This is a genomic window from Dyella sp., from assembly GCF_035685885.1.
Lineage (GTDB): Bacteria > Pseudomonadota > Gammaproteobacteria > Xanthomonadales > Rhodanobacteraceae > Dyella.
Window position 1 is genome coordinate 1 of the sequence record NZ_DASRZX010000103.1, and the last position, 25,752, is coordinate 25,752.

22 protein-coding genes are annotated in these 25,752 nt (G+C 65.6%); 8 read left to right on the top strand and 14 right to left on the bottom strand.

Annotated features, from left to right (window positions below; translation table 11 throughout):
• Positions 1-24: 24 nt before the first annotated feature.
• Genes cysQ through VFG49_RS12390 form a run of 4 tightly spaced genes read right to left on the bottom strand, consistent with a single transcriptional unit; the run spans position 25 to position 2,986 of the window.
• Complete coding sequence (cysQ, locus tag VFG49_RS12375; RefSeq protein ID WP_324860912.1) at positions 25-852, bottom strand: 3'(2'),5'-bisphosphate nucleotidase CysQ; 828 nt, start codon at positions 850-852, stop codon at positions 25-27.
• On the bottom strand, positions 849-1,406 hold the full coding sequence (nudE, locus tag VFG49_RS12380; protein ID WP_324860914.1) for an ADP compounds hydrolase NudE: 558 nt from the start codon (positions 1,404-1,406) through the stop codon (positions 849-851). The genes cysQ and nudE overlap by 4 nt, the downstream gene beginning before the upstream one ends.
• A gap of 9 nt (positions 1,407-1,415) precedes the next feature.
• Complete coding sequence (locus tag VFG49_RS12385; protein ID WP_324860916.1) at positions 1,416-2,204, bottom strand: inositol monophosphatase family protein; 789 nt, start codon at positions 2,202-2,204, stop codon at positions 1,416-1,418.
• The gene (locus VFG49_RS12390; RefSeq protein WP_324860918.1) at positions 2,201-2,986 is read right to left on the bottom strand and encodes a type II secretion system protein N; all 786 of its coding nucleotides are present in this window, start codon (positions 2,984-2,986) and stop codon (positions 2,201-2,203) included. The genes VFG49_RS12385 and VFG49_RS12390 overlap by 4 nt, the downstream gene beginning before the upstream one ends.
• A 59-nt stretch (positions 2,987-3,045) precedes the next feature.
• On the opposite strand from VFG49_RS12390, the gene VFG49_RS12395 reads away from it, so the two are divergent.
• Positions 3,046-4,404, top strand: a complete 1,359-nt coding sequence (locus VFG49_RS12395; RefSeq protein WP_324860920.1) for an adenosylmethionine--8-amino-7-oxononanoate transaminase — start codon at positions 3,046-3,048, stop codon at positions 4,402-4,404.
• 7 nt (positions 4,405-4,411) lie between these two features.
• Here VFG49_RS12395 and VFG49_RS12400 read toward each other — a convergent pair whose 3' ends face one another.
• Positions 4,412-4,753, bottom strand: coding sequence for a hypothetical protein (locus VFG49_RS12400; protein WP_324860922.1), 342 nt, complete (start codon positions 4,751-4,753; stop codon positions 4,412-4,414).
• A gap of 168 nt (positions 4,754-4,921) precedes the next feature.
• Here VFG49_RS12400 and VFG49_RS12405 point away from each other — a divergent pair, with 168 nt between their 5' ends.
• Positions 4,922-5,656: a 16S rRNA (uracil(1498)-N(3))-methyltransferase gene (locus tag VFG49_RS12405; RefSeq protein WP_324860924.1), complete on the top strand. Its 735-nt coding sequence runs from the start codon at positions 4,922-4,924 to the stop codon at positions 5,654-5,656.
• 34 nt (positions 5,657-5,690) lie between these two features.
• On the opposite strand, the gene VFG49_RS12410 is transcribed toward VFG49_RS12405, so the two are convergent.
• The 7 genes from VFG49_RS12410 to pilG form a co-directional block, all read right to left on the bottom strand.
• Positions 5,691-6,167, bottom strand: coding sequence for a chemotaxis protein CheW (locus VFG49_RS12410; protein WP_324860926.1), 477 nt, complete (start codon positions 6,165-6,167; stop codon positions 5,691-5,693).
• Positions 6,164-7,930, bottom strand: a complete 1,767-nt coding sequence (locus VFG49_RS12415; protein WP_324860928.1) for a chemotaxis protein CheB — start codon at positions 7,928-7,930, stop codon at positions 6,164-6,166. Before VFG49_RS12415 ends, VFG49_RS12410 begins: the two co-directional genes overlap by 4 nt.
• Positions 7,923-13,970, bottom strand: a complete 6,048-nt coding sequence (locus tag VFG49_RS12420; RefSeq protein ID WP_324860930.1) for an Hpt domain-containing protein — start codon at positions 13,968-13,970, stop codon at positions 7,923-7,925. Before VFG49_RS12420 ends, VFG49_RS12415 begins: the two co-directional genes overlap by 8 nt.
• 73 nt (positions 13,971-14,043) lie before the next feature.
• Complete coding sequence (locus tag VFG49_RS12425; protein ID WP_324860932.1) at positions 14,044-16,074, bottom strand: methyl-accepting chemotaxis protein; 2,031 nt, start codon at positions 16,072-16,074, stop codon at positions 14,044-14,046.
• Between the two features lie 116 nt (positions 16,075-16,190).
• Complete coding sequence (locus VFG49_RS12430; protein ID WP_324860934.1) at positions 16,191-16,733, bottom strand: chemotaxis protein CheW; 543 nt, start codon at positions 16,731-16,733, stop codon at positions 16,191-16,193.
• Between the two features lie 7 nt (positions 16,734-16,740).
• Positions 16,741-17,112, bottom strand: a complete 372-nt coding sequence (locus VFG49_RS12435) for a response regulator (RefSeq protein ID WP_324860936.1) — start codon at positions 17,110-17,112, stop codon at positions 16,741-16,743.
• A 30-nt stretch (positions 17,113-17,142) separates the two neighbouring features.
• Positions 17,143-17,499: a twitching motility response regulator PilG gene (gene pilG, locus VFG49_RS12440; protein WP_114238650.1), complete on the bottom strand. Its 357-nt coding sequence runs from the start codon at positions 17,497-17,499 to the stop codon at positions 17,143-17,145.
• Positions 17,500-17,913: 414 nt separating this feature from the next.
• On the opposite strand from pilG, the gene gshB reads away from it, so the two are divergent.
• From gshB to VFG49_RS12470, 6 genes are all read left to right on the top strand, one after another.
• A complete protein-coding gene (gene gshB, locus VFG49_RS12445) occupies positions 17,914-18,891 on the top strand; it encodes a glutathione synthase (protein ID WP_324860940.1) in 978 nt (325 codons plus the stop codon).
• Complete coding sequence (locus tag VFG49_RS12450; protein ID WP_324860942.1) at positions 18,888-19,754, top strand: energy transducer TonB; 867 nt, start codon at positions 18,888-18,890, stop codon at positions 19,752-19,754. Before gshB ends, VFG49_RS12450 begins: the two co-directional genes overlap by 4 nt.
• A 113-nt stretch (positions 19,755-19,867) precedes the next feature.
• Entirely contained in the window at positions 19,868-20,443 is a 576-nt protein-coding gene (locus tag VFG49_RS12455; RefSeq protein WP_324860944.1) for a YqgE/AlgH family protein, read from the top strand.
• Positions 20,440-20,868, top strand: a complete 429-nt coding sequence (gene ruvX / locus VFG49_RS12460) for a Holliday junction resolvase RuvX (protein ID WP_324860946.1) — start codon at positions 20,440-20,442, stop codon at positions 20,866-20,868. The genes VFG49_RS12455 and ruvX overlap by 4 nt, the downstream gene beginning before the upstream one ends.
• A 25-nt stretch (positions 20,869-20,893) precedes the next feature.
• Positions 20,894-21,820, top strand: coding sequence for an aspartate carbamoyltransferase catalytic subunit (locus VFG49_RS12465; RefSeq protein ID WP_324860948.1), 927 nt, complete (start codon positions 20,894-20,896; stop codon positions 21,818-21,820).
• 80 nt (positions 21,821-21,900) lie between these two features.
• Positions 21,901-23,664 carry a hypothetical protein gene (locus VFG49_RS12470; RefSeq protein WP_324860950.1) on the top strand — a complete coding sequence of 588 codons (1,764 nt, stop codon included), beginning with the start codon at positions 21,901-21,903 and terminating at the stop codon, positions 23,662-23,664.
• Between the two features lie 65 nt (positions 23,665-23,729).
• Here VFG49_RS12470 and VFG49_RS12475 read toward each other — a convergent pair whose 3' ends face one another.
• A complete protein-coding gene (locus VFG49_RS12475) occupies positions 23,730-24,464 on the bottom strand; it encodes an MHYT domain-containing protein (RefSeq protein ID WP_324860952.1) in 735 nt (244 codons plus the stop codon).
• Positions 24,465-24,531: 67 nt separating this feature from the next.
• Entirely contained in the window at positions 24,532-25,290 is a 759-nt protein-coding gene (locus tag VFG49_RS12480) for a hypothetical protein (protein ID WP_324860953.1), read from the bottom strand.
• Positions 25,291-25,752 lie beyond the last annotated feature (462 nt).

A 25,752-nucleotide genomic window follows, 5' to 3' on the forward strand; every position in this document is an offset into this window, starting at 1 on the left:
CCAGGCTGTGCCGCTCGCCGGCGCTCACGAAGCGTCCATGTCTGCGGCCTGCAAGCGCGCGCGCCAGTCGACCGAGGTATCGCCGACCGCGATGAATTCGGGATTGATCAGCGAATCGCCGCGGTTGTAGCGCAATGGTTCGCCCGCCAGGTCCAGCACGGCGCCGCCCGCCTCTTCCAGCACGCTCTGCGCAGCGGCGGTATCCCACTCGCTGGTGGCGCCGCGGCGCAGATAGACGTCTGCTTCGCCGCGCGCCACAAGGCAGAATTTCAGCGAGGAGCCGAGCGGCATCGACGCGTAATCGCCACCGATCAATTGCTGCAACAACGCCGCGCCCGCACCACCATGCGAACGGCTTCCCGCCACCGTCGCGGGCGTCGCCAGGCGGCGCGTGCCGATGCGCTCCCAGCCTGCATCGGCGCTGCGCTGCAGCCACGCGCCATGGCCACGCGAGGCGGCAAAGAGTTCACCGGTCACCGGCGCCAGCACGACGCCCAGCACCGGTTCGTGATGTTCGATGAGCGCGATGTTCACGGTGAATTCGCCGTTGCGCTTGACGAACTCACGCGTACCGTCCAGCGGATCCACCAGCCAGTAGTGTTCCCACTCTCGCCGCTGCGTCCACGGCGCATGGCGGGCTTCTTCGGAAATCACCGGCAGCACGGTTTCCAGCTGCGCCAGACCCGCGGCAATCACGCGCTGGGCGGCAAGATCCGCGTCGGTGACGGGTGAGTGGTCGTCCTTGCGCTGGACTTCAAAATCTTCGCCATAGACGGCCAGGATGGCCTGGGCAGCCTCACGCGCGATCGCAGCCACCTGTTGCAGGAGCGATGGAACCGTGGACTGGCTCATGTCGGCTGGAACCGGCCGGCAAGATATTCGCGCGCCATGAACAGCGCAGCGATGGAGCGGCCTTCGGTGACGTCGTCGCGTGCGACCAGCACATGCAGGTCCGCCAGCTTCCATGGCACCACTTCCAGTTCCTCCGGCTCGTCGCCTTCCAGCCGCTCGGGATACAGGTCCTGCGCAAGCACCACGTGCGCCATGTGGGTCATGTAGGACGGCGACAGCGACAGGTTGTGCAGGATCTTCAGCTTGCGCGCGCCAAATCCGATTTCTTCCTTGAGCTCGCGATCCGCGCCCTGCTCCACCGTTTCGTCGCGATCGAGGCGACCCTTCGGCAAACCCAGCTCGTAACGGCCGACGCCCGCGCCGTACTCGCGCACCAGCAGCACGGTTTCATCATCCTGCATCGGCACGATGATCACGGCACCCAATCCGCTGCCCTTCAGTCGCTCATAAGTGCGGCATTCGCCGTTGGAGAACTCCAGATCAAGCTGCTCGACGCGCAGGAAGCTGCTGTCGTGCACCTCACGGGTGGCATGGACGATCGGTGGCTTGGGCATCGGTTGATTCTATCCCTTCAAAGCGTCTTGAAGCCGCGAAAGCGCCATGGCGTGAAGAGCAGGCGTACCGGCCAGCACGCTGCGCGTATCCAGTGTCAGCGGCTGGCCGTCCAGATCGGTGAACGCGCCACCCGCTTCCCGCACGATCACGGCCAATGCCGCGATGTCGAGGATGTTCACGTCCGACTCGATCACCACATCCAGCCCGCCACGCGCAAGCAGGTGGTAATGGCAGAAGTCGCCATAACCGCGGATGCGATTGCTCTCGCGGATCAGTGCACCCAGTTCGGCCCAGCGTGCGTCGGCGGTGAGCGATTTGATGTTGCCGGTAGAAATCGACGCCTGCGCGAGCGACGAGGTGGCCGCCACGCGTACCCGCTCACCCTCGAACCAGCATCCATCGCCCGCGCTCGCCCACATCGTTTCGCCGTAGATCGGCGCGCTCGACACGCCCACGACCAGCTCGCCACGATGCATGAGCGCAATCTGCGTGGAGAAGAACGGCGTGCGCCGCACGAAGCTCTTGGTGCCGTCGAGTGGATCGACCATCCACATCAGGTCCTGCCCGCCCTCATCCTTGCCGAATTCCTCGCCATAGATGGAGGCGTCGGGCAACGCCGCCTGCAGCACTTTCCGGATGGCCAGTTCCGCTTCGCGATCGGCCACGGTGACGGGCGTGTCGTCGCTCTTGAGTTCGACATCCACGCCACGCCGCCAGTAGTGCCACAGCACTTCGGATGCCGCCTGCGCGGCTTCGCGCGCGGCAGCCAGCGCATGCTGCAGATCCAGTTCGCTCATGATTTCCCCTCGGGCATGGCAGCCGCCAGGCCACCCTTGTATTGAATATGCGTGACGCCATCGGCATCCACTGCACCAAAACTTGCCAGCCACCGCTGCAGCGCCGGCGCCGGCTGGCGCGGTGCTGCCACGGCATTGAAGCGCCAGGCCAGCGGACTGAGCTGCAAGCGGCCGTCGATGCGCAACGGTCCGTTGCCGTCGTCGTGCAGATGTCCCTCGACCACCCCGTTGCTGCCGCGCAGGCTCAGCGTGAGATCGCCCAGCGGCAACTCTCCCTGATGCGGCGTGCGCAGCGTGGCGTCCTGCCAATGGATGCGCGCATCAAGCACGACGGGCCATCCGCCGTGCAACTGGGCCCGGTTCGCGGTGAGTTGCAGGACACCGCGCGGACGGCCCATGGGCAGGTTGAGGCGAGGACCCAGTGCGTCCATGTCGGCGCGCATTTGGACGTCCGTCCAGACCGCCTCAGCCGCGTTTCGGCCGTCCATGCGGCCGTGCAATTGCACGCGGGGGCCTTGCAGGTCCACGCGCACGTGTTGCTCGCCGAGCAAGGCGCGTCTATCCAGCGTCCATTCCAGAGGGCCCAGCGGCGTACCGGTGGCCGACACCACCTGGCCTGCACGCCCTTGCCAAAGCAAACCACTGACGTCATGCAACTGCAGCCCGTTGAGGCGCCCCGCGAGCAGCGGCACGGCCCAGCGTGCGGGCATGAACCACAGCAGGGCAAAGCCGATGAGCAGCAGGCCGACAAAGGCCGCCAATGCGATACGCCAGTGCTTCAAACCAGTTCCCAGGGGAGGCGAGACTTGAGCGGGCATGCTCCAAACCCGATCATAGCCCGATGAACATCCTCCCCGCTGCCGACGCGCTGGTGCGTCGCGACCTGAGCCATCTGTGGCATCCCTGCACGCAGATGCACGATCACCGGACCGTCCCCATGGTACCCATCGCCCGAGGTGAAGGCGCCTGGCTGATCGGCACCGATGGGCGCCGCTATCTCGACGGCATCAGTTCCTGGTGGACCAATCTGTTCGGCCACGCAAACCCGCGCATCGCCGCGGCACTGGCCGATCAGGCGCGCACGCTGGAGCACGTGATTTTTGCCGGTTTCACCCACGAACCGGCCGTCGCGCTGGCCGAGGAACTGGTGCGCGTCACGCCGGCCGGCCTGGACCGCGTGTTCTATGCCGACAACGGATCGGCGGCGATCGAAGTAGCGCTGAAGATGAGCTTCCACTACTGGCTCAATCAGGGCCACGGCGAGAAGACGCGCTTCATCGCGCTCACCGGCAGCTACCACGGCGAAACGCTGGGTGCGTTGTCGGTCAGCGATGTGGCGCTGTATCGGAAAACCTACGCACCCCTGTTGCTCACGCCGTTCCTGGCGCCTTCGCCCGATGCCTGCGAGGCAGAGCCCGGGGAAGACATGGCCGCCTTCGCGCGGCGACGGCTGGGCGACATGCGTGCCCTGCTGGAGCAACACGCGCACGAAGTGTGCGCCGTCATCGTCGAGCCGCTCGTGCAGTGCGCTGGCGGCATGCGCATGTACCACCCCGATTATCTTGCCGGGCTGCGCGTGCTGTGCGACGAATTCAACGTGCACTTCATCGCCGACGAGATCGCCGTCGGCTTCGGTCGCACGGGCACGCTGTTCGCCTGCGAACAGGCTGGCGTATCGCCGGATTTCATGTGCTTGTCCAAGGGACTTACCGGCGGGTTCCTGCCGCTCTCGGCCGTGCTTACCACCACGCAGGTCTACGACGCGTTCTACGCCGAATACAGCGCAGGCAAGGCGTTCCTGCATTCGCACAGCTATACCGGCAATCCGCTGGCATGCCGCGTGGCGCTGGAAACGCTGGCGATTTTCCGCGAAGAACCGGTGCTGGAACGCAACCGCGCCTTGGCCGCGCACCTGTCGCGCAGGCTCGCGCCGGTGGTGGATCATCCGCATGTCGCCGACGTGCGCCAGACCGGCATGATCGCCGCGATCGAACTGGTGGCGGACAAGGCCAGCCGGCGTGCCTTCCCCTCAGCCGAAAGGCGCGGCCTTCGGGTTTACCTGCACGGCCTCGCCCACGGCGCGCTGCTGCGTCCGCTCGGCGACATCATCTATTTCATGCCGCCTTATGTCGTGACCACCGAAGAGATCGATCACCTCGTGGACACTGCGCTCCAGGGCATTGAACAGGCGATCGCCTGAGCACGGCTCAGTGGCCGCCCTGGATCGTCACGCTGGGATCAAGTTTCTGCAGCGCGGGTCCCAGGGTGGGTTCACCGGTGTTCTGGATGTCCTGGCGGCTATAGCTGCGCCCTGGCACCGACAGGCAAGGACTCCCCTTTTTGGCGGGAATCGCGCTGCCCGTGCTCTGGATGCAGTTGCGATCGCCGGGCGCCGGGTGTTTCACCTCGGGCTGGCCGTTGAGCTTGCCTTCCTGGAACGGGCCCATGCTCTGGTTATCCGCTGCCGGGGCCGCGGTCTGGGCCACCGTCGCGCTGGCTGCCACGGCAAACAGCAAGGCGAGAAGCGATGTGCTGATGGGCTTGTTCATGAGGCACCTCCGGGGAATGAGGGACGGGACCATGCTGCGCCGCCACCGCCCGGCTGGCAAATATTCGCCAGGCGCCATGGACCGGGCATTCAGCTTGCTGGCGCGGCCGCCGGGACGGCGTGCCGGCGGTCCGCTATGCTTTCCGTTTTACGGGGTTTCCAACGCGCCATGCGCACCATCCGCATACACGTCGACCAACCGCTTTCCGTGGGCCTTGAACTGGGCCTCCCGGCGCAGGCGGGCGAACACGTGGCGCGCGTGCTGCGTCTGACCGTCGGTGATCCGGTCACGCTGTTCAACGGCGACGGCCACGACTATCCGGCCGTCATACGGGCCGTCGGCAAGCGCGAAGTGATCGTCCAGATCGAGACCGGCCATCTCGTCTCCAATGAGTCGCCGCTGACGCTGACGCTGGCTCAGGGCGTGGCGCGTGGCGAGAAGATGGATCTCATCGTGCAGAAGGCCACCGAATTGGGCGTGGCGCGTATCGTGCCGCTGTTGACCGAGCGTTCGGAGGTGAAGCTGGACGCTGGCCGTGCCGAAAAGCGGCTCGCCCACTGGCGCGCCGTCGTGGCCAGCGCGTGCGAACAAAGTGGTCGCGCCTGTGTCCCGGAGATCTGTCCGGCGCTACCTTTGGAAGCGTGGCTACGCGAGCTGCCGGCCGACGGCGCCCTGCGCCTCGCGCTGCTGCCCGAGGGAACTCAGCGGGCATCGGCACTGCGCTTCACCGCTGCTGGCGGCATCCTGGTGGTGGGACCGGAAGGCGGGCTGGGCCAGCGCGATACAACGGCGCTGACGGAGGCGGGCTTTGCGGGCCTGAGGCTCGGCCCACGCATCCTTCGCACGGAAACGGCGGGCCTCGCCGCCCTCGCCGCCTTGCAGGCGTTGCACGGCGACGTGTAACGACTACGCGTCGCCGCTGGCCATCAGCTGGCCATCAGCTGGCCAGTTCCAGCAGGTCGATCAGTTCCGCTTCGATCGCTTCCAGGTCCGGGATGACGGCGACGTCGTCGCGCACCAGCACCTGGGCCTTCACGCCAGGCGGCAGCGGCGCGCCGTCGTGGGTGGGAATGATCAGTTCGGCGTTGAGCGTGGTCAGGCGCGGGAAGCCTTGCGTCACCACGGCTACGAAAGGCAGCTCCGCATGACCGCTGAGCGCCTTCAACACCGCCACGCGCACGGTCTGCTCGCTGTCGCCTTCGCCGGCACCCGCCAGCGTGTTGAACGACAACAGGGGTACGCGCCAGCCACGCCAGGCGATGCGACCAAGCAGCCATGCCGGCGCGCCTTCCACCGATTCGGTCGCCGGCTGGGTGATCACTTCGGCCACGGTGGCGTTGGGCAACAGCAAACGCAGGTTGCCTACCGGCACCAGCACGCAGCGGATTTCACGGGGTAGCGGTAGCTCGCTCATCGCCAGCCCTCCATCGACATTTCTTCGACCAAACGCGCCGCCAGCTCGGCGGGCGTGCCTGAATAACTGTTGAGACGCTCGGCTTCGATGCCGTGCACCATGTCGGCAAAATGCATGTCCGGCGGCGTCTCCGTCCAGACCTGGCCGCCGCGGTCATGGATGGCCTGGCAACCGCCGAGCGCATCGTTGGCATTGCCGGCGAACACGATCGCCAGAGCATTACGGCCAAACACGTTGGCCGCCATCGTGAAACTGGCGTCGATGGGCAGGCTGCTGCGCACGTCCTGACCATCCAGCGCATGCAGTTCCACCCGGCCATCGCGCTGGATGCGCGCCTGCTGTCCTGCCGGCACCACCAGCACCTCGCCCATGCGGGCGCGGCTGCCATGGCTGGCGACATTGACAGGCAGATCCGAATGATCGCCGAGCTCTTCGGCAAGCGCTTCGGCCGACTTGTCGCCCAGATGCTGGACATGCAGCACGGTGGCGCGCAGATCCGGCGGCACCTGCGAGAGGAAGGCACAGACGGCATCCACGCTGTCCGCCGCCGCACCGAGCACCAACACGCGACTGATGGCGCCATCGAGGTCGGCCAGCACCATTTCGTGGCCGCCCTCGTACTGGCGAGGGGCAATGGCCTCCTCGATCGACACCAGCTCCAGGGTCATGCCCGGCTTGAGGAACGACTGTTCTTCCTCGCCACCTTCCGGTGCCAGGTACTCCGCGGCGCTCACCTTCTCGATGCCGAAATCCCGGGATACGGCCGGCGCGGCGTGCGCTTCGTCCTCGCTGACCAGGGCCCAGCTGGAGGCGGTTCCCAAAAGGGCGGAGGATTCCTTGCTTCCCGCTTCGACAGAGCCCATCGGCATGAACGAGTCATCCAGCGGGGTCAATGCCAGATGGTCAAGCTGGAACGACGGCATTGCACGGACAGACGGCTCTTCCTGCAGCGCCGCCATCGGCATGGGCTCCTCGACCGGAGCCGGGCCGCGCGTGGCGAGCTCGTCCACGCCGAAGTGGCCGTCGTGCAGCGGTGGCGGTTCATCCTCGCCGCTGAATTTCAGCGATCCGAAATCATCTTCCGGCGCCAGCGGTTCGTCGTTGGCCAGCAGCGCTTCCAGCTCGGCCGCGAGCGAATCCGATTCCGTCGCGTCGTGGGCTGCGGGTTCACTGCTTGTCGAACCTTCAACGGCAACATCCTGAAACTCTGCTCCGTCGAACGCCGTCTCGACCGGCGCATCAACGGGCTCATCTGCAACCTGGACCGGGGTCGGCTCGAAAGCTTCAGATTCGAGCGCCGGCAGTTCGGGCAGATCGTCTTCATCCGCCACCGGCTCGGACCATGCCGGCTGCACGAACACCGGCTCGCTCTCGGCCATGGGAGTCGACGGTACGGCTGGCGCGTCGTGGGGGCGCGGCGGGTCGAGGTCACCATTCGCCATGACCTTCACGGCGAGATGCCGCGCCCAGCGCGCCCGATCCCAGCCACCCAGCTTGCGGCTGGCCTGAGCGTCGTTGAACACCACGCGCGGGTGGTCACCATCGATCACGTCGTACAGGCGGTCGAGTTCGTCCTCGGCCTCCTCGTCCAGATTCACCACCAGCACTTGCGCGCCGGTGTCTTTCAGCATGTTCCTGCTGAGGGTGGACAGCGCGCCTTCGTGCACGATCTGCGCGCCGTGTTCGCGGAGCGCTTCACGCAGCTGGCCGCCCAGTTCCACGTCGTCGAAAAGAAGAGCAACTGCAATCGACGACTCAGCCATTGAGCGACTCCATGGTGCGCTGTTCGAGCACCTCGCCGATCTGTGCCAGCAACTCGGCCTCCTGGTAGGGCTTGCCGAGGTAGCGATCCACGCCGATGTCGAACGCGCGCTGGCGATGCTTATCGCCGGTGCGCGAGGTGATCATGATGATCGGTACATCGCGCAGGCGCGGATCGGCCTTCATCTGCGTGGCCAGCTCGTAACCGTCCATGCGCGGCATCTCGATGTCGAGCAGCATCAGGTCGGGCACGCGATCGTGCAGCTTTTCCAGTGCGTCGACACCGTCCTTCGCCGTGGTGACTTCGTACTCGTGACGCTCCAGCACGCGGCCAGTGACCTTGCGCATGGTGATGGAGTCGTCGACCACCATCACCAGCGGGCGCACGCGCAGCTCTTCCACCACCGGTGTCGACACGGCGCTGAGGCCTTCCTCCAACCGCTGCTGGCGACGCGCGGTGCCATGGCGAACCAGCGGGGCGAGATCAAGAATGATCAGCACCGAACCGTCGCCCATGATGGTCGCGCCAAGGATGCCCGGCACCGAGCTCACCTGCGGACCTACCGACTTCACCACGATTTCGCGCGAGCCGATCACGGCATCGATGCGAATCGCGGCGCGCAGGTCGCCCGCGCGGGTCAGCAGCAGCGGAATCTGTTCTTCGTCGCTGGCGTGGCTGGGTGCGATGCCGAGCAGATCGGACAGATCATGGATGCTGTAGTCCTCGCCGGCATACGGGAACACCGGCTCGGCCTCGGCCACACGCTCCGCCAGTTCCGACGGCGTGATGCGTGCCACGCCCTGCACCGACGTCATCGGGATGGCGAAGGTCGCCTCACCGATGCGGACCAGGATGGCCTGCGTCACCGCGAGGGTGAATGGCAGGCGCAGTACGAACGTAGTGCCTTCGCCGCTCTTCGATTCGATCGACAGCGCGCCACCGAGCTGCTTGATTTCGTTCGCCACCACGTCCATGCCCACGCCACGACCGGCGAGCTGGGTGACGGTGCTGGCAGTGGAGAAACCCGGCTGCGTGATAAGGGCAAGCACCTGGTCGTCGCTGAGGCGTGCATCGGCGCGAACAAGCCCGCGCTCGACACCGCGCTTGCGGATGGCCTCGCGGTCGAGGCCACGACCGTCGTCGGTCACGCGCACGACCACCTCGGTCGCTTCACGCGCCACGCGGATGCGCACCGCACCTTCGGCCGACTTGCCCGCCTTGCGGCGATGGGATGGCGATTCGATGCCGTGCGCCACGGCGTTGCGCAGCATGTGCTCGAACGGCGCCTTGATGCGATCGAGCAGGTTGCGATCCATTTCGCCGTGCGCGCCTTCCACGTACAGTTGGGCGCTCTTGCCTTCTTCCTGCGCGGCTTGGCGCAGCGTGCGGCGCAGGTTCGGCACCATGGTGTCGAACGGCAGCATGCGGGTGCGCAGCAAGCCTTCCTGCAGCTCCGAACTCACGCGCGACTGCTGGATCAGCAGCGTTTCCGCCTGACGGGTGAGTTCATCGAGCATGCCCTGGATGGACACCAAGTCGGATACCGACTCGGCCAGTGCACGCGAGTACTGCTGCAACTGCGAGAAGCGATCGAGTTCGAGCGGGTCGAACACCGACATGCCGCCTTCGCGATGCTCACGCTGGAAGCGCGCGATGATCTGCGCTTCGGTTTCGATTTCCAGCATGCGCAGCTGGCTGCGAAGACGCTGCACGGTCTGGTCAAGCTCGACCAGGTTGAAGCGGTAGCCGGCCACCTGCTGCTCGAGACGCGAACGGTAGATCGCCACCTCGCCGGCATGGTTCACCAGCGTATCGAGCAGTTCGGCGCGGACGCGGATCTGCTCCTGCGGCGTGCTTGGCGCTTCGTCGCGTTCCTCGGGGAGCAGCTCCGGCAACTTGATGCGTTCGGGGAACGGCAGCACCGTCGCCGATGCAGGCGCGGCCGCCGTGTCGTCGTCGCCGGCCATGCCGACGAAGCGGTCGATCATCGCCTGCGGGTAGGCGATGGAACGGCCCTGCGATACGCGCTGCACCAGGTGATGCAGCAGGTCGAAGCCCGCTTCCAACGCGGCGATGAGTTCGCCGAACTTCGCCGACTCCGGATTGAGCGGCTTTTCCAGCGCCGTTTCGATCGCATGGGTCAGGTCGCCCACCGGCACCATGCCGGCAATGCGCGCACCGCCCTTCAGCGTATGCAGGTCGCGCTGGATCTCGGCCAGATGCTCCAACTGGGTCGGTTCAGTGCGCCACTGCGCGAGAACGCTGTCGGAGTGGTCGAGGATTTCGCGCGCTTCCTCGATGAAGATTTCCAGCAGGTCGGGATCGATCTGGCTGGGCAACAACAGCCCCTCGCCTTCTTCCTCGTCCTCGCCAGAGGCCACTTCGGGCACAACGGACTCAGGCTCGACCGCTTCAGGTACTTCCGCGACAGGCTGTTCGACCACGACGCCTTCGGCCGAGGGCTCCTCGATGGACGTCTCGATGACCGACGGAATCTCGGTCTCTTCGAGCATTTCCCCAGCCACAACAGGTACAGGAGCGTCGGCACTGGCATCGGCCTGCTGGGCCGGGGTTTCGCCATGCGAGGACGTGTCGATAAGACCGAACGCCGCCGCTTCCTCGGCATCGAGTTCCTCGGCAACCAGACCTTCGGCGCCATTCGGTTCGCCCGGCGTGCCGATCTCCAGTGCTTCAGCCTCTCCCAACAGCTCGGCGTAGACGTCGGCGAACTCGTCGTCCATCGGGACGGCGTGCGGCGCTTCGTTCGTCGTGTGCGACGGCGATACCTGCTCCGTCGACGGCAAATGGGCGTCCAGGTCGAATTCGCCCAACGCCTGCAGCAGTTCGTCAGCGTAGTTGTCGCTGATCGGCTCGGCGGGAATGACGATGTCCTCGTCCTCTTCCGCACCGCGGCCGGAAGCGTCGGAAAGCGCTGCATCCAGCGACGCACCAAGCAACTCTTCGTGCGAAACGTCCGCGACCGGCTCGACGTCCAGCTCGTCCGCATGCGGCTCGAACAACACGTGGGCGACCTGCGGCTCGGGCTGGCTGTCGCGCAGCTCGATGAGCCGATGGATCAAGCCATCGAGATCCGGCAGCTGCGGCGACGGCGCATCGAACTGGCTCATTACGTGATCGACGGCGTCCGCGCTCTGGCTGAGCAGGTAGACCCCTTCGGTAGACAGCGGAAGGCCCGCGGCACGCAGGCGCTTGAGCAGGCTTTCCAGCGGCGACAACAACTGCGTGAGCAGCGGGATGTCGACCATCGCGATGGCGCCGTGCAGCGTGTGCACCGCGCGCAGCAGGCCGTCGTCGACGCGCAATTCGCCGTCGACGCGATTGATGGCGGTGCGGATGGTGGACAGGTACTGGGCCACTTCGCTGCGCAGGATTTCAAGCAGCACCGGATCGATCGGCGGCATCACCGGCGCATCGATCGTTTCCATCGGAACGATGGTCTGTTCCGACGCGGGCTCGATATGCGCGAGGCTGTCCGACGGAATGGCGGCAGCGGCAGCATCGATACGCGGTATGCGACGGCGGACCACTCGACGCACCGTCTCGGTGGCAACCGGTGCCACGTCGGCGATGCGAGCGTCTTCCTGGCCGGCGGACAGGCGTTCGGCCGTGTCCATGATGGCGGAGATCGGTGCCGTTACGGCGCCTTCGCCCGTCAACGCGGCACGCAGCTGCGGCAACGCATCGATGGCGGCGGAGATCAACGCCTGCACTCCATCGTGCGGTGCAATGGACTGGTCGAGCACGCGGTTGAGCATGTTCTCCACCTTCCAGGCGAACTCGCCCAGCAAGGTGGCGCCCACCAGGCGACCCGAACCCTTCAGCGTGTGGAAAGAACGACGGATGGAGGTAAGCGCATCAAACTGCGTCGTATCGGCCAGCCAGGACTGGCGGGCCGCATGCAGGTTGTCGATTTCCTCCTGCATCTCCTCCAGGAAGATCTCGCGGATGTCGTCGTCGATGCCTGCCGTGCTGGACTGAAAGCCCGCTTCGACGGCCGCGGCACCGCTCACCGGCACCTGCTCGAACACTTCCTCCTCGATCTCGACCCACTCGTCACCATCGCCCTGCAGGGCCTCCTGCGGCGACACGTGTTCGGTATCAGCCAGACGCAGGCCGGTGATCTCGTGCGCTGCCGACTGCGGCGTCTCGCTGCTGCCGACGATGAGGTCGGAGAGATCGTCACCATGACCCAGGCTGACGCTTTCGGACAGTTCCGGCTGGTTGGCGAGCGCGGCGGCCAGTGCGGCGTCGGCGGCCTTGGCGATGTGTTCCGGTGCTTCGTCGAGTTCGTCGTGCTCGACCACGCGGGCGGCCGGAGGCGGCCAGTAACCCAGCGTGCTGAGGCTGTGCTCGGCGACGTCGAGAATGTGTTCCAGACCTCCGCGATGCTCGCGTGCGGCTTCGAGGTAGTACTCGAGCGCGGCGAGTGCGTCGGCCAGATGGTCCATCTGCGCGCTGCTCGGCACGCGACGGTCGGCCAGCAATTCGTTGCCGACGAAGCGGCCAATGCCTTCGGCCAGCTCGGCCGGTCGCGGCGCGGACAGCATGCGCATGGCGCCGGAAACTTCGTCCATCAGCGCGCTGACGTCGGCCAGCTGCTGGGACTGCCAGCCCGATTCCACGTAGGCGACGATGGCGTCCTTCACCTTGCCCGTGTTGGCGGTCGCCTCATGCATGAGCGTGGCAAGGATGTGCCGCGCCTCACTGCGCGGCAGCATCGCCGCCGGGCCATCGGAGACGTGATGTTCTTCTTCGGCGCCCAGGCTTTCGATGTGGTCATCGAGCGAGGCTTCGACGTAAAGCAGGGCACCTGCCACGTCGAGCAGAAGCTCTTCGTCGGGTGCGCGCACGCGGCTGGCGATTTCGTCCAGCACGCGGCGTTGTTCGTTGACGACGCGGCGCGGCACGGCCAGGGCGAGCATGCCCAGCGTATCGCCGACGCGTTCCAGCACTTCGGTCTGGCTGGCGAGTTGCGCCGGATCGGCATCGGCCTGGCGCAGGAACAGGTCCAGCGACTCCTTGACGCGCAGCAGGTCGTCCTTCAACGCCTTGGCGACGGAATCGAGCAAGGCGCGGTTGTGCCCGGACATCGAGCCACGCGCGTGTTCGATCTCGCTGGCTTCCGGCAGCAGGGCATCAAGCTTGTACGTTTCGCGCAGCTGTTCCATGCGCGGGCTGCCCTGACGAACCTGGCCCGCGACGTAAAGCAGCTTGCGCGCGAGTTCGTCGGCGTCGCCGCCACGCAGGCTCGCCTCGCCGTTTTCGACAAGCTGACGGATGCTGCGGTCGACTTTGCCGATCAACTGGCGCACTTCGCCTGCCTGCTGCTTCAGCGCGCCATGCTGCACACCCTCGAGCACGCCGGCAGCGATCCACCACAGGCGGCGCCCCGGAACGGTCTGGCAACGCGTGGTGATCGCATCCAGCGTCTGGATCATGCCGCCCAGCTGCTGGTCGTTGCCCTGGCCGCGGAACCAGCCCAGCAACTGCTGCTGGAAGCGCAGGCGCAGGTTGGTGATCTCGCTGCGCTGGCGTTCCGGCGACACGGCGTGCGGTGCCGGTGCCTCTGGCGGCAGGATGACTTCGAGGTTGGGCGTGAACAGTGCTGATTCGTGCAGCGCCTGCTGACCGCGACTGGAACGCAGGTCGTTGAGCAGCGGCAGCAGCACGACCGGTACGTCGCGATGACCGCCCGAGAGTCGCTCGAGGTAATCGGGCAGCTGCATCAGGCCGCGCATCAACGCGGCATACGCTTCCTCGCGGTTGGCGACGTGGTCTTCCATCAGCGAGATGGCGAGTGTCTCCATCTCCTCGGTGACCATGGAGGCGCCATACAGCTCGACCATGCGCAGCGTGCCTTGCACCTGGTGCAGGCTGTCCGCACACGAGCGCATGGCATCCCGGTTGCCCGGGTTGTCGACGTAGGACTCCAACGCCTCGCGGGCAAGCGCCAGCGTCTCGTCGAGCTCCGGCTTGACCCACTGCAGGGTGGTGAAATCGATGTTGTCTTGAAGTCTCATGCGCCCCTCTCACCGGCCACGTAACGCTTTGTCACGCAACCGTCGAGGTTGCCCCCTGTGAAAAATCGTTGTGTCAGCCCGGCAACTTGAAGTGAGCCACGGATCGCCGCAGGTCGCTCGCCAGCTGGGCCAGGTAACCGATCGAGTCGGCCGTCTGGCTCGCGCCCTGCGAGGTCTGCGAGGTAATTTCCTGGATCGCGTTCATCGATACCGAAATGTCGGAGGCCGCGGTGGACTGCTGGCGCGCCTGGGTGGAGATGTTCTGAATCAGCGCGGACAAGTCGTGCGACACGCGCTCGATGTCGCCCAGTGCACTGCCCGCGTCCTCCGCGAGTCGAGCACCGGCCACCACTTCCGCGGTGGTCTGTTCCATCGAGTTCACCGCTTCGTTGGTATCGGACTGAATGGTCTGAACCAGCGTTTCGATTCGCTTCGTCGCGCTTGCGGAGCGTTCCGCGAGGCGCTGCACTTCGTCCGCCACCACTGCGAAGCCGCGGCCCGCTTCACCTGCCGACGCTGCCTGGATGGCGGCGTTCAACGCGAGGATGTTGGTCTGCTCGGCAATGTCGTTGATCAGTTCCACGATCGAGCCGATTTCCTGCGAAGACTCACCCAGCCGCTTGATGCGCTTGGAGGTCTCCTGGATCTGATCGCGAATGGAGTCCATGCCCGAGATCGTCTCGCGCACCACTTCGGCGCCGCGCGAGGCGATTTTCACCGAGCGCTCGGCCACGTCGGCCGATTCGGCGGAGTCCTTCGACACCGTATCCATCAGGCTCGCGATCTGGTTGATCGCGGTGGTCGCGGTGCTGATCCGCTGTGCCTGGTGCTGCGCGGATTCGGCCAGGTGACGCGCGGTGGTCTGCGTTTCCTGCGCCGAGGACGACACCTGCTCGGACGTCTCGTTGATCGTCGTCACCAGGGTGCGCAACTCGTCGATGGCGTAGTTCACCGAGTCGGCGATGGCGCCGGTGATGTCCTCGGTCACCGTGGTCTTGACGGTCAAGTCACCTTCGGCGAGCGAACCCATTTCGTCCAGCAGGCGCATGATGGCCTCCTGGTTACGCTGGTTGAGTTCGGTCGAATCCTGGAAGCGGCGGCGTTGGTCGGCGATCAACTGGACCACCAGCACGATCAGGAACGCAGCGGCACCGATGGCACCAAGCACGCCCCACCACAGGTTGGGAAACAGGCGGCGCGTAGGCAACTTGCCGATCTGGTCGGCCAGTTCGTTGGCGCGCAGCAGCACGTTCTGCGAATCGAGCGAGGCCTGGTTGCCGGCGCGCTTCACGTCGGTAAGGTTGCCTGCGGCACCGACCAGTTTGCCCACCGGGTCCTGCAGGTTGTCCCACGACGACTGCATGTCGGTGAGGATCTTGCGGGCATTGGCGTCGCCCATCGAGCGCACGCCGACTTCCGCGTTGCCTTCGAGCAGGCCCTTGAGCACCGAACCGTAGAGCTGGCCGTCGCGGGCGAGGCCGTCGGCCGCGGGCTGCGAAGCGTCGCCACCCTGCAGCACTTCCTGCACTCGGCGGATCATGCGGTCAGCCAGCAGCATCTGGCGGGCGGAGGTATAGGTCTGCTCTGCGCTACCACCCCGCTGCTGCAGGATGTTCACCACCTGCTCCATGCTGGAGTTCAGCACGGGCAGCTCGCGCGAGAGCGTGCCGGCACGCTGGGCCGAGTCCACCACCAACGCCTTGTTGGAGAGGATTTTGCCGATATCGGCGTCGAGCTGGCCCCAGGCGTTGCCCAGTGCAGCGACGGCGCGACCGGCCGGCGTGGCGTTGTTGTCGGCGTAGGGCTTCATGCCGCCCTTTTCGTCGCCCTTGGCCAGGCGCTGCACGGCCGAGTCGATGGCGTTGCGGTTGGTTTCCAATTCCTTGAAGGAATCGACGTTACCGTCCGCGGCCTCGAGCGCATATTTGGCCGTCTGCTGCGACAACACCTGGATCTGCGTGGTCAAACCCACGGCCTGGCTGTCTTCACGGCCACGCAACGTAAGCATGACGAAGTCGACACCCGTGAAACCGAACGCGATGACCAGCGCAATGATGAGGCCTGTATAGCCCCGCTCTTTGCCCACGCCCCCTGTAGTGCTCATTTCGCTCACCTCGCCCGTCTACACCCCGCCGCGCTTGCCGGCAAAAGTGTCGGTACATCGCCCTGATTCCGGCCTCGAACGGCACCGGTCCTACTTATGGTTGAACTTTTTGCCCGTCAGGCCGCGGCGGCCTGACGGAAATCCGGTGCACGTACCAGCTTGCCCATGCTGAACACCGCCAGCAGGGGCTCGCCCACGCGTTCGTCCACGAACCGCGACAGGCGCGGATCGTCTTCCTGTTGTGCATTGCGACGCTGTTCGGTGTCCACCGTGCGTTGGCCGAACACCTCATCGACCATCAGCGCCACGCTACCACCGCCCTGGCGGACGATCAGCAGGCGCGTGCGTTCGGTGTGCTGCGTACGCTCCCCGAACAGGAAACGGGACAGGTCGATGACCGGCACCAGGTTGCCGCGCACATTGGCCACGCCCATCAGCCAGGCCTGCGTACCGGGCACCGGCGTCAGCGACGGCACGGCCAGCAGTTCGCTGATTTCGTCGATGCCGCTGACGAACAGGCGGCTGCCGGCGCGAAAACCGATGCCGCGCCACAGGCCCGGCGCCTCCAGCTTTTCCGGCGTATCCGAAGCATGCGCCAGGGAAAGACGTTCGTAGCGGGCCAGGATTTCGAAAGGCGAGAGCGCGGCGGTCTGGGTCATCGTCGCCTCAGGCTGCGTTTGGCAGGAGATCGTTGATGCAGGCCAGCAGGTCCTTTTCGTTGACCGGCTTGGTGATGAAGGCGCGCGCACCCTGGCGCAGGCCCCACACGCGGTCTGTTTCCATGGACTTGGTGGTGATCATGACGATCGGGATATTCGACGTTTCCGGGTCGCGCGTGAGCGTACGCGTGGCCTGGAAGCCGTTCATGCCGGGCATGATGACGTCCATGATGACCAGGCTGGGCTTGTCCGCGCGCACGCGCTCGATGCCTTCTTCGGCATTGCCCACGGAATCCACCTTGTAACCGGCACGCTCCAGCAGCGTGGTGAACACGCGCACGTCGGTCGGCGAATCGTCAATGATTAGGATATTGGCCACAGGTCCCCCTAGACCCTGTAGTCGCCGGTATTACACCGTGCTGACATGTCGATGGATTGCACCCAGCAGTTCGTCTCGGGTGAACGGCTTGGTCAGGTATTGTTCTGCGCCCACGATGCGCCCGCGCGCCTTGTCGAACAGGCCGTCCTTCGAGCTGAGCATGATCACGGGCGTACCGCGGAACTGCGGATTGTTCTTGATGAGCGCGCAGGTCTGATAGCCGTCGAGCCGCGGCATCATGATGTCGACGAAGATGATCGCGGGCTTCTGGTCGGAGATCTTGGCGAGCGCCTCGAAGCCGTCCACCGCCGTAAGCACGTCGCAACCTTCTTTCTTAAGCAAGGTTTCGGCGGTTCGACGGATGGTTTTCGAGTCGTCGATAACCATGACCTTGAGGCCGGCCAGGCCATTTCCACTTATGTTCAAGTTCACAACACCCCCCTGCGACCCGCCCCAGGCTCAGGTAAATCGTGCAGCTGTCGGCAACATGCTGGCAGCCACGTGTGGACAGAAAAATCCAGCAAAGTTCCCTACGACGTACGACATCCACTTAAGCCGGCAGGCACTCGTGCGTAGCTGTTTACCGCCTGCCCGACGCGACGTCAAGTTGAAATCTCGCGCGGAGCGCCCTGCGTCATCGAAACGGACGGCGCCCCGGGAAAACGCTTGACAGGTTCCGGGCCTGGGACGAGTGGACGGCCCCTGTTCGGATACGGTCGACAGACCACGTAAACTGCCCCGCTGTTCCCCGGCTCGCGCCGGCGGGGCATCGTGGATGCGCTCTACTACCGGAGAATGACGATGACCCTCAAGGTCGCCGTACTGATGGACCCGATCGGCTCGATCAAGATCGCCAAGGACACCACTTTCGCCATGCTGCTGGAAGCCCAGCGGCGGGGGCATGAACTGTTCTACATGGAACAGGGCGACCTGGCTGCCCGCAGCGGCGAACCCTGGGCCCGCCTGGCACCCTTGTCGGTCCGCGACGATCCGTCGGGCTGGTTCATGCTTGGGGAGCCTCGCTGGCGTGACCTGCGCGAGATGGACGTGGTGCTGATGCGCAAGGACCCTCCGGTCGACGCCCAGTTCATCTACGACACCATGGTCGCCGAACTGGCCGAGCGCGCTGGCGTGACCGTGGTGAACCGCCCCCAGGCCCTGCGCGACTGCAACGAAAAGCTGTTCGCCATGCACTTTCCGCAATGCATGGCGCCGACCACCGTCTCGCGCGACGCGGCCGAGCTGCGCGCCTTCGTGGCCGAGCACGGCGAGGTGGTGCTCAAGCCGCTCGACGGCATGGGCGGCCGCGGCATCTTCCGTGCCGTGGCGGGCGACAGCAACCTCAATTCCATGCTGGAAACGCTGATCGCCGCCGGTCCGCATGGCGAGCACCGCCAGTTCACCATGGCGCAGAAGTACATCCCGCAGATCACCGAGGGTGACAAGCGCATCCTGGTGATCGATGGCGAACCGGTGCCTTACGCGCTGGCGCGCATTCCGCAGGGCAGCGATTTCCGCGGCAATCTCGCCGCCGGCGGCCGCGGCGTGGGCGTGCCGCTGTCGGACCGCGACCGCTGGATCGTTTCCGAGGTAGCACCCGAGCTGCGCCGCCGCGGCCTGCTGTTCGTGGGGCTGGACGTGATCGGCGACTACCTCACCGAGATCAACGTCACATCGCCGACCTGTGCGCGGGAACTGGATGCCCAGTTCGGGCTTAATATCACCGGCCAGCTGTTCGACGTCATCGAGCAGACCCGAATCGGAAACCGCGCCGCGTGAGCCAACCTGCTGTCCGCACCAGCGCCGACATGTTCGGCGCAACGATGCTTTTCTCGCTGTTGCTGCATGGCGTGCTGATACTGGGCATCGGGTTCACATATGTGAAATCCAGACCCAGCCTGCCTACGCTGGACATCACGCTGGTGGACGTGGCCAATCGCGAGGCACCGGACAAGGCGGACTTCCTTGCCCAGGCCAACAACAGCGGGGGCGGCGAGAGCGACAAGGCGGCGCGCCCGTCCCAGCTTGTCTCTGGCCCGCTGCCCACGCCGACGCCCGGCGTGGCGCCACGACCGGTACAGGCGAGCGCGCCGCGCCCGCAGGAGGCCACGCCGGACAAGCTGCTCACGACGACGGGCAACAGTCACTACTCCGTCAACAGCGACAGCGCCAAGCTGGAGCAGGCGCCGCAGGACCAGGCCAATCCGGCCGATGAGGCGAGGATCAAGCAGGAAATGGCGCAGCTGGCCGCCGAACGGCGCAACAGCATGGAAAACTACGCCAAGCGCCCGAAGAAGAAGTTCATCTCTTCCAGCACCAGGGAATACGCGTACGCCGCCTACATGCGCGGCTGGGTCGATCGCGTGGAACGCATCGGCAACCTCAACTATCCCAACGAGGCGCGCCGGCGCGGATTGCATGGCGATGTGCTGATGACCGTGACACTCAATCGCGATGGCTCGGTGAAGACCATCGAGATCGTGCAAAGCTCGGGCCAGCCGCTGCTGGATGCCGCGGCCCAGCGCATCGTGCGACTGTCCGCGCCGTTCCCTGCGATTCCCGAGGACAAGGAGCGCATCGACGAGCTCAACATCACGCGCACCTGGCAGTTCATGCCCAACGACGTGTTGAAGAGCCGGTGAAGGAGCGAGGAAGGAGTGGGGAGAAGTGAGTAATGGGAGAAAAGCCCGTATCTGCTTTTCTCACTTCTCCCCACTCACTCCTCGCCCTCCTCCCCAGGGCATACAATGGAGGCATGTCCGATCCCTTCGCCTCGCCCCAGTCGCTCGCCGGTCATTTCCTGATCGCCATGCCCAGTCTTGCCGAGCCGCCGTTCTCGCGCGGCGTGGCCTTCATCTGCCAGCACGATGAGGACGGTGCGGTGGGACTGCTGGTGAATCAGCTGTCCGAATACCGGCTAGGCGACGTGCTCGCCCAGATGAAGCTCAACTGCAACGATCTCGAACTGGCCGATGCGCCGGTGCTGATCGGCGGCCCCGTGCAGCAGGAACGCGGATTCGTGTTGCATCGCGAACCGGGCCACTGGGAGTCGAGCTATCGCATCAACACCGACTGGTCGGTGACCACCTCGCGCGACATCCTGGCCGCCATGGCCAAGGGCGAAGGCCCGCGCCTTGCCGTGATGGCGCTGGGCTACGCCGGCTGGAGCGCAGGACAGTTGGAGCAGGAACTGAAGGACAACACCTGGCTGACCGTCGAGGCCAGCGAACGGGTGGTGTTCCACACGCCGATGGAGGAGCGCTGGAGCGCGGCGGCGGGTCTGGTCGGCATCGATCCGTTGCAGTTGCCCGGCTACGCGGGCCACGCATGAGTTGTGTGCTTGGTTTCGATGTCGGCAGCCGCCTGATCGGCGTCGCGGTGGGCAATCGCTTCACCGGAAGCGCGCGCGGCCTTGCCGCCATCGCGGTGCGCGACGGCGATCCCGATTGGCTCAGGCTTGATGCCCTGCGCCAGGAGTGGATGCCCGACACGCTCGTGGTCGGCCTGCCGCTGACGCTCGACGGCGAGGAACAACCCGCAAGCAAGGGCGCGCGCCGCTTTGCCGACAAGCTGGGGCAGCGTTACAACCTGCCGGTGGCGCTCACGGACGAGCGCTACAGTTCACAGGAGGCCGCGCAGCGCTTCGCCAACGCGCGCGCCGCCGGACTGAAGAAACGCCGCGACGCCGCCACCATCGACGCCGAAGCCGCCGCCGTCATCCTCGAACGCTGGCTGGCTTCCGCCACCGGCCACTGACCTTCCATCGGACGACCTTCCCGCCATGAGCCACCGCCTGCGCCATCTCACCACGCTGGAGCACCTGCCCCGCGAGACCGTCGAACGCCTGCTCGATCGCGCGGAGCTGATGCGCGACGGCTGCGCCCACGGCACGCGCAAGCTCGACATCCTGGCCGGCCGCACAATCCTCAACCTGTTCTTCGAACCGTCCACGCGCACGCGTACCTCGTTCGAACTGGCCGCGCGGCGACTGGGCGCGGACGTGATCAACTTCGACATCGGCTTTTCCTCGACCAGCAAGGGCGAGGCGCTGTTCGACACGCTGCATACGCTCGAAGCGATGCATCTGGACGCCATCGTGGTGCGCCACAAGGTTTCCGGCACACCGGAGGAACTGGTACGCCACGCGATGAGCGGCGTATCGGTGATCAACGCCGGCGACGGCAACCGGGCGCATCCGACGCAGGGCCTGCTCGACGTGCTGACCATCCGCCAGCATCGTCCGGACTTCAGCAAGCTCACCGTGGTGATCTGCGGCGACGTGAAGCATTCGCGCGTGGCGCGTTCGGACGTGCACGCGTTGAGCGCACTGGGTACGAAGGAAATCCGCCTGTGTTCGCCCAAGGCACTGATGCCTGATCAGGTCGAGTTCCCGCAGTGCGTGATCACCGATGATTTCGACGCCGCGGTCGAAGGTGCCGACGTGGTCATCATGCTGCGCCTGCAGAAAGAGCGCATGGCCGCCACCGACCTGCCCGACGAGGCGGCATACTTCAGCCGCTACGGCCTGGATAACCGGCGCCTGGAGCGTGCGGCCCGTGGCGCACTCGTCATGCATCCCGGACCGCTGAACCGCGGCATCGAGATCGCCTCGGAAGTCGCCGACGGCCCGCAGTCGCGCATCCTCGAACAGGTGGGCAACGGCGTGTTCGTGCGCATGGCCGTGCTGGCCGAGGTGCTGGGGCGCTGAATGACCTGACGCACCGCGTCATGGCTTGAATCCGGGCATAATGCCCGGCGCTGGACACCATCATATTCAAGGGAATAGACATGCGATCGACGACGCGCATTGCTGCGCTGGGCTTCGCCGGCGTGCTGCTGGCTGCGTGCCATCACAAGGACAAGGACGCTCCTCTCGCTTTCGTGCCGGCCGACACGCCCTACGTGCTGGCCAACCTCGACGTGCTCGACGACGACACCCGCAAAGCGCTGCTGGTGCAGGCCAATGCCCAGTTGCCGGCCGAGCTGACCCAGCTGCGCGCCACGGCGGACGATCTGGCCGAGAAGGATCCTGACGCCTCGCGCCTGCTGAAGGCGATCATTGCCGAGGTGGACGGCAAGACGATCGAGTCGTTCGCGCAGGGCGCCGGCCTCAACATCAAGGGTCGCTCGGCCATCTATGGCCTGGGCCTGTCGCCGGTGATGCGCTTCGAACTGGTTGATCCGAAGGCATTCGATGCCTTCGTGGCGCGACTGGAAACCGCCTACGGCAAGCCGTTCGACACGGCCACCATCGGCGGCCAGAGCTATCGCCGCCATGTGTCCACCGAGGTCGGCCTGCAGGTCGTGATGGCTACGGTCGGCAAGCAGGGCGTCGCCGCGCTGCTGCCCTCCGATGCGCCGGAAGCCACGTTGCGCCTTGCCCTGGGCCTGGACCGCCCGGTCAAGAACCTGCAGGACGATGGCCGCCTGGAGAAGCTGGCCAAGGCCAAGGACTACCAGCCGTGGGCCATCGGTCAGGTCGACTTGACCCGCCTGCTGCCGCTCGCCGCCAGCGGCAAGGACCCGCTGTTCAACGCGCTGATCAAGACGCGCGCCGAGGCCGAGTCGGCCAAGACGGGCGAGCCGATCGCCAACCAGCTGAAGGTATCCCCCGCCTGCGAAGGCGACGCCGCCCGCATAGCGGCCCGCGTGCCGTCGATCAGCTTCGGATACACCAAGCTGGACGAAAAGCACCAGAACATCCGCTGGGACGTGGCCCTCGCCGACGACATCACCAAGGCCTTCGCCGGTCTCAAGGTGGAACTGCCGGGCCTGGGTGCCGCCGGCACCGCGCCGTTCGACATCAGCCTTGCCGTGCCGATGGTGCAGATGCGCGCCTTCTGGAGCGCACAGGCCGATGCGGTGGCCGCCAAGCCATTCACCTGCCCCACGCTGGCCCAGCTCAACGAAAGCCTGGGCAAGGTCGGGCTGATGTCGCAGCAGGCCGCCGTGCCGCCGGTAGGTGACTTGCTGGGTGCGCGTGTCGCGCTGGACAGCTTCGAGCCCGGCAGCAACGACAGCATGCCCAAGTTCAGCGGGCGCGTACTGATCGGCACCACCAACCCGGCAGGCCTGCTGGCCATGGCGCAGATGGCTTCCGCCGGCCTGCAGCAACTCAAGCTGACGCCTGACGGCAAGCCGGTGGCACTGCCGCCCGAAGTGACCGCTCCGCTCGGCACGCCCGTGTGGGCCGCGATGGGACCCAAGGCGCTCGCGCTCGCCATCGGCCCGGGTGAGGACGCCAAGCTCGGCGAACTGCTCAGCGCCAGCAGTGGCGATGCCGGCCGCCTCGGCCGTATGAATCTCAGCGGCGAGATGTACCAGGCGTGGGTGAAGGCCATGGCGCAGAAGGCGGAGCACATCGCCGAGCTCACCGCTTCGGCCGGCAGCGACGATCCGGAAGCGCAGGCCACGGCCAAGGCAACCGCCGAGCGTTCCAAAGCCCAGTTCGAGTCGATGCAGGCCCAGGCCGCGCGCATCAAGTCGCTGGGTGGTGATGTGCGGATGGAGAACAGCGGCCTGGTCGTCACCAGCCAGACCGAGCTGAAGTAAGACGCGGCATACGCGTCAAACGACAACGGGGCGCCAGGGGCGCCCCGTTTTTCTTTGTGACACCGTCAGATCGTGAGCGCGGCGCGCCGCTGCTGACGAACGATGCTCAGGCCCAGCGCCAGCACCAGCAACGCGACCACCACGCCGAATACCACCGCGCCCAGATGATCGCCACTGATTCCCTGGGCAAAGCCGGCAGGAAGCAGATCGCCCTGGCTCATCTGCATCGCCGACATCCCGGTGTAATGCATGCCGCACACCGCCACGCCCATCACCACGGCGCTGCCAAGCATCTGCAGCTTGCCGCGCAGATTGAAGGCCAGCCACAGCGCGGCCATCGAGGCAACGATGGCGATGCCCACCGACAGCGCCACCCTGCTGCCGTCGTAGGAAACCTGTGCCGACGTCAGCATGGCTGCCATGCCCAGGTAATGCATGCCCGCCACGCCGAGCCCCATCAACATCCCGGCGAACACGAGATTGGGCCAGCGGAGGGCGCCCGAGCTGACCATGGCCAGCCCGATCGAACACGCGACAACAGCCAGCACGGCAGAGATACCCGTAAGCACAACGTCGTAGGTCACCTGCACGCCCAGGTTGCAGGCCAGCATGGCGATGAAGTGCATCGCCCAGATGGCGCCGCCGCCCATGGCAGTACCCGCCGCAAGTACCGCCAGCCAACGCTGGGTCTGCGTGCGTGCGCGTGGAATGCCGAGCGCAAACTGCAACGCGGTGAAGGAGCCAAGTACAGATACCACGTAGGACAGCACGACCAGCATGAGATTGTAATGCTGATGCATGTGTTGCATGACCTTCCCCTATGCAATGGATGGCCCGGGATCGGCTACCGCGACGATGCGATAAGCCTCAACGGGATATATCGAACACGCATACCGGCGAACCCAGCGTGTGGCAGCTGGATTCGTGCACGAGCACCGCCTGCGCATCCACCGACTCGGCCAGCAGGCCCTCGATGAATCCGCTGAAGAAATGCCCGCCGGAAGGCGAGCCTGGCTGGCACAACGGACACCCGCGGATATGCAGCTGGTGCCCATGGTGCTCGACCGCGACCAGCGCGCGCAGGGCCGGCAGGGCAATGCGCTTGATGGCGTCCTGCAGCGGCAGCCTTGCGCCCAGCGAAAAATCCCGCCGGAAAATCCAGCTGCCCGTGCGCCGCCCGGCCAGATGCAGCGACGCATCGCGGGACTCGGCGGACACGGCGTACTCGAGGTTGATCAGCCAGGGAAAGATGCGCGGATAGTCCTTGGCCAGGCTGGGCAGCATGTGCTCCACGCGCGCGACGTCGGCCCCGGCGGAGGCATCCATCGGTTCTGCGGAAACCAGGGCTGGCTCGACCTCGAATGAGGTTGTCATCATGTAGGCGCCGTCGCTGGGCGCACGCGAAGATTCAAAGCCGATGACCCGAGGGTGCGTACCCAGCGCCTCCTCCAACGCAAGCTGGCGATCGTCCGGCCCGCGCAGCAACAAGGTCAGGCAGGCGCCCTGCGCGTCCTGCACGAACCGTTGTCGAACCAGTACGTGCCCATATTCGGTAACCACGCGGCCGAGTTCCACGAGCAAGCCTTCCCGGCGCTCGGAAAACAACCGCACTTCCAGCTCGGCCATGATTCCCCCCGAAATCAAGCCAGCACACGCACTGTGCTGTCGCAAAATGTGCCGTATGGCCGTCCATTTCACAAGCGATGTGAAGGCATCGGACAGCGCGCCGGCATAGGAAAAATCCGCAACTGCGACGCAGCAATGGCAGCTAGAAATCCAGGCTTTCACCAAGCTGGCGTTGTCGCACGATCCATTGTGATGGGCATCACAATTGACACGATCTTATCAATGGCAACGCTTTACGGACGCCTTCGTGACGCCGCCTTCGCATGCGTAATCGGGCCCTGAATCACTTCGGGCACCAGCCATCCGCGATTCACATGAATGCTGTTGTTATCGCTGCACGGACGCCGCCAGCGGCAACCGTCTGTCTCATGGACAGCGCTCCCCAACTATCAGGAGAAATCCCATGCGCACCAACAACCTGTTCCGCAAGACTCTGATCGCCGTCGGCCTTGCCGCTGCCAT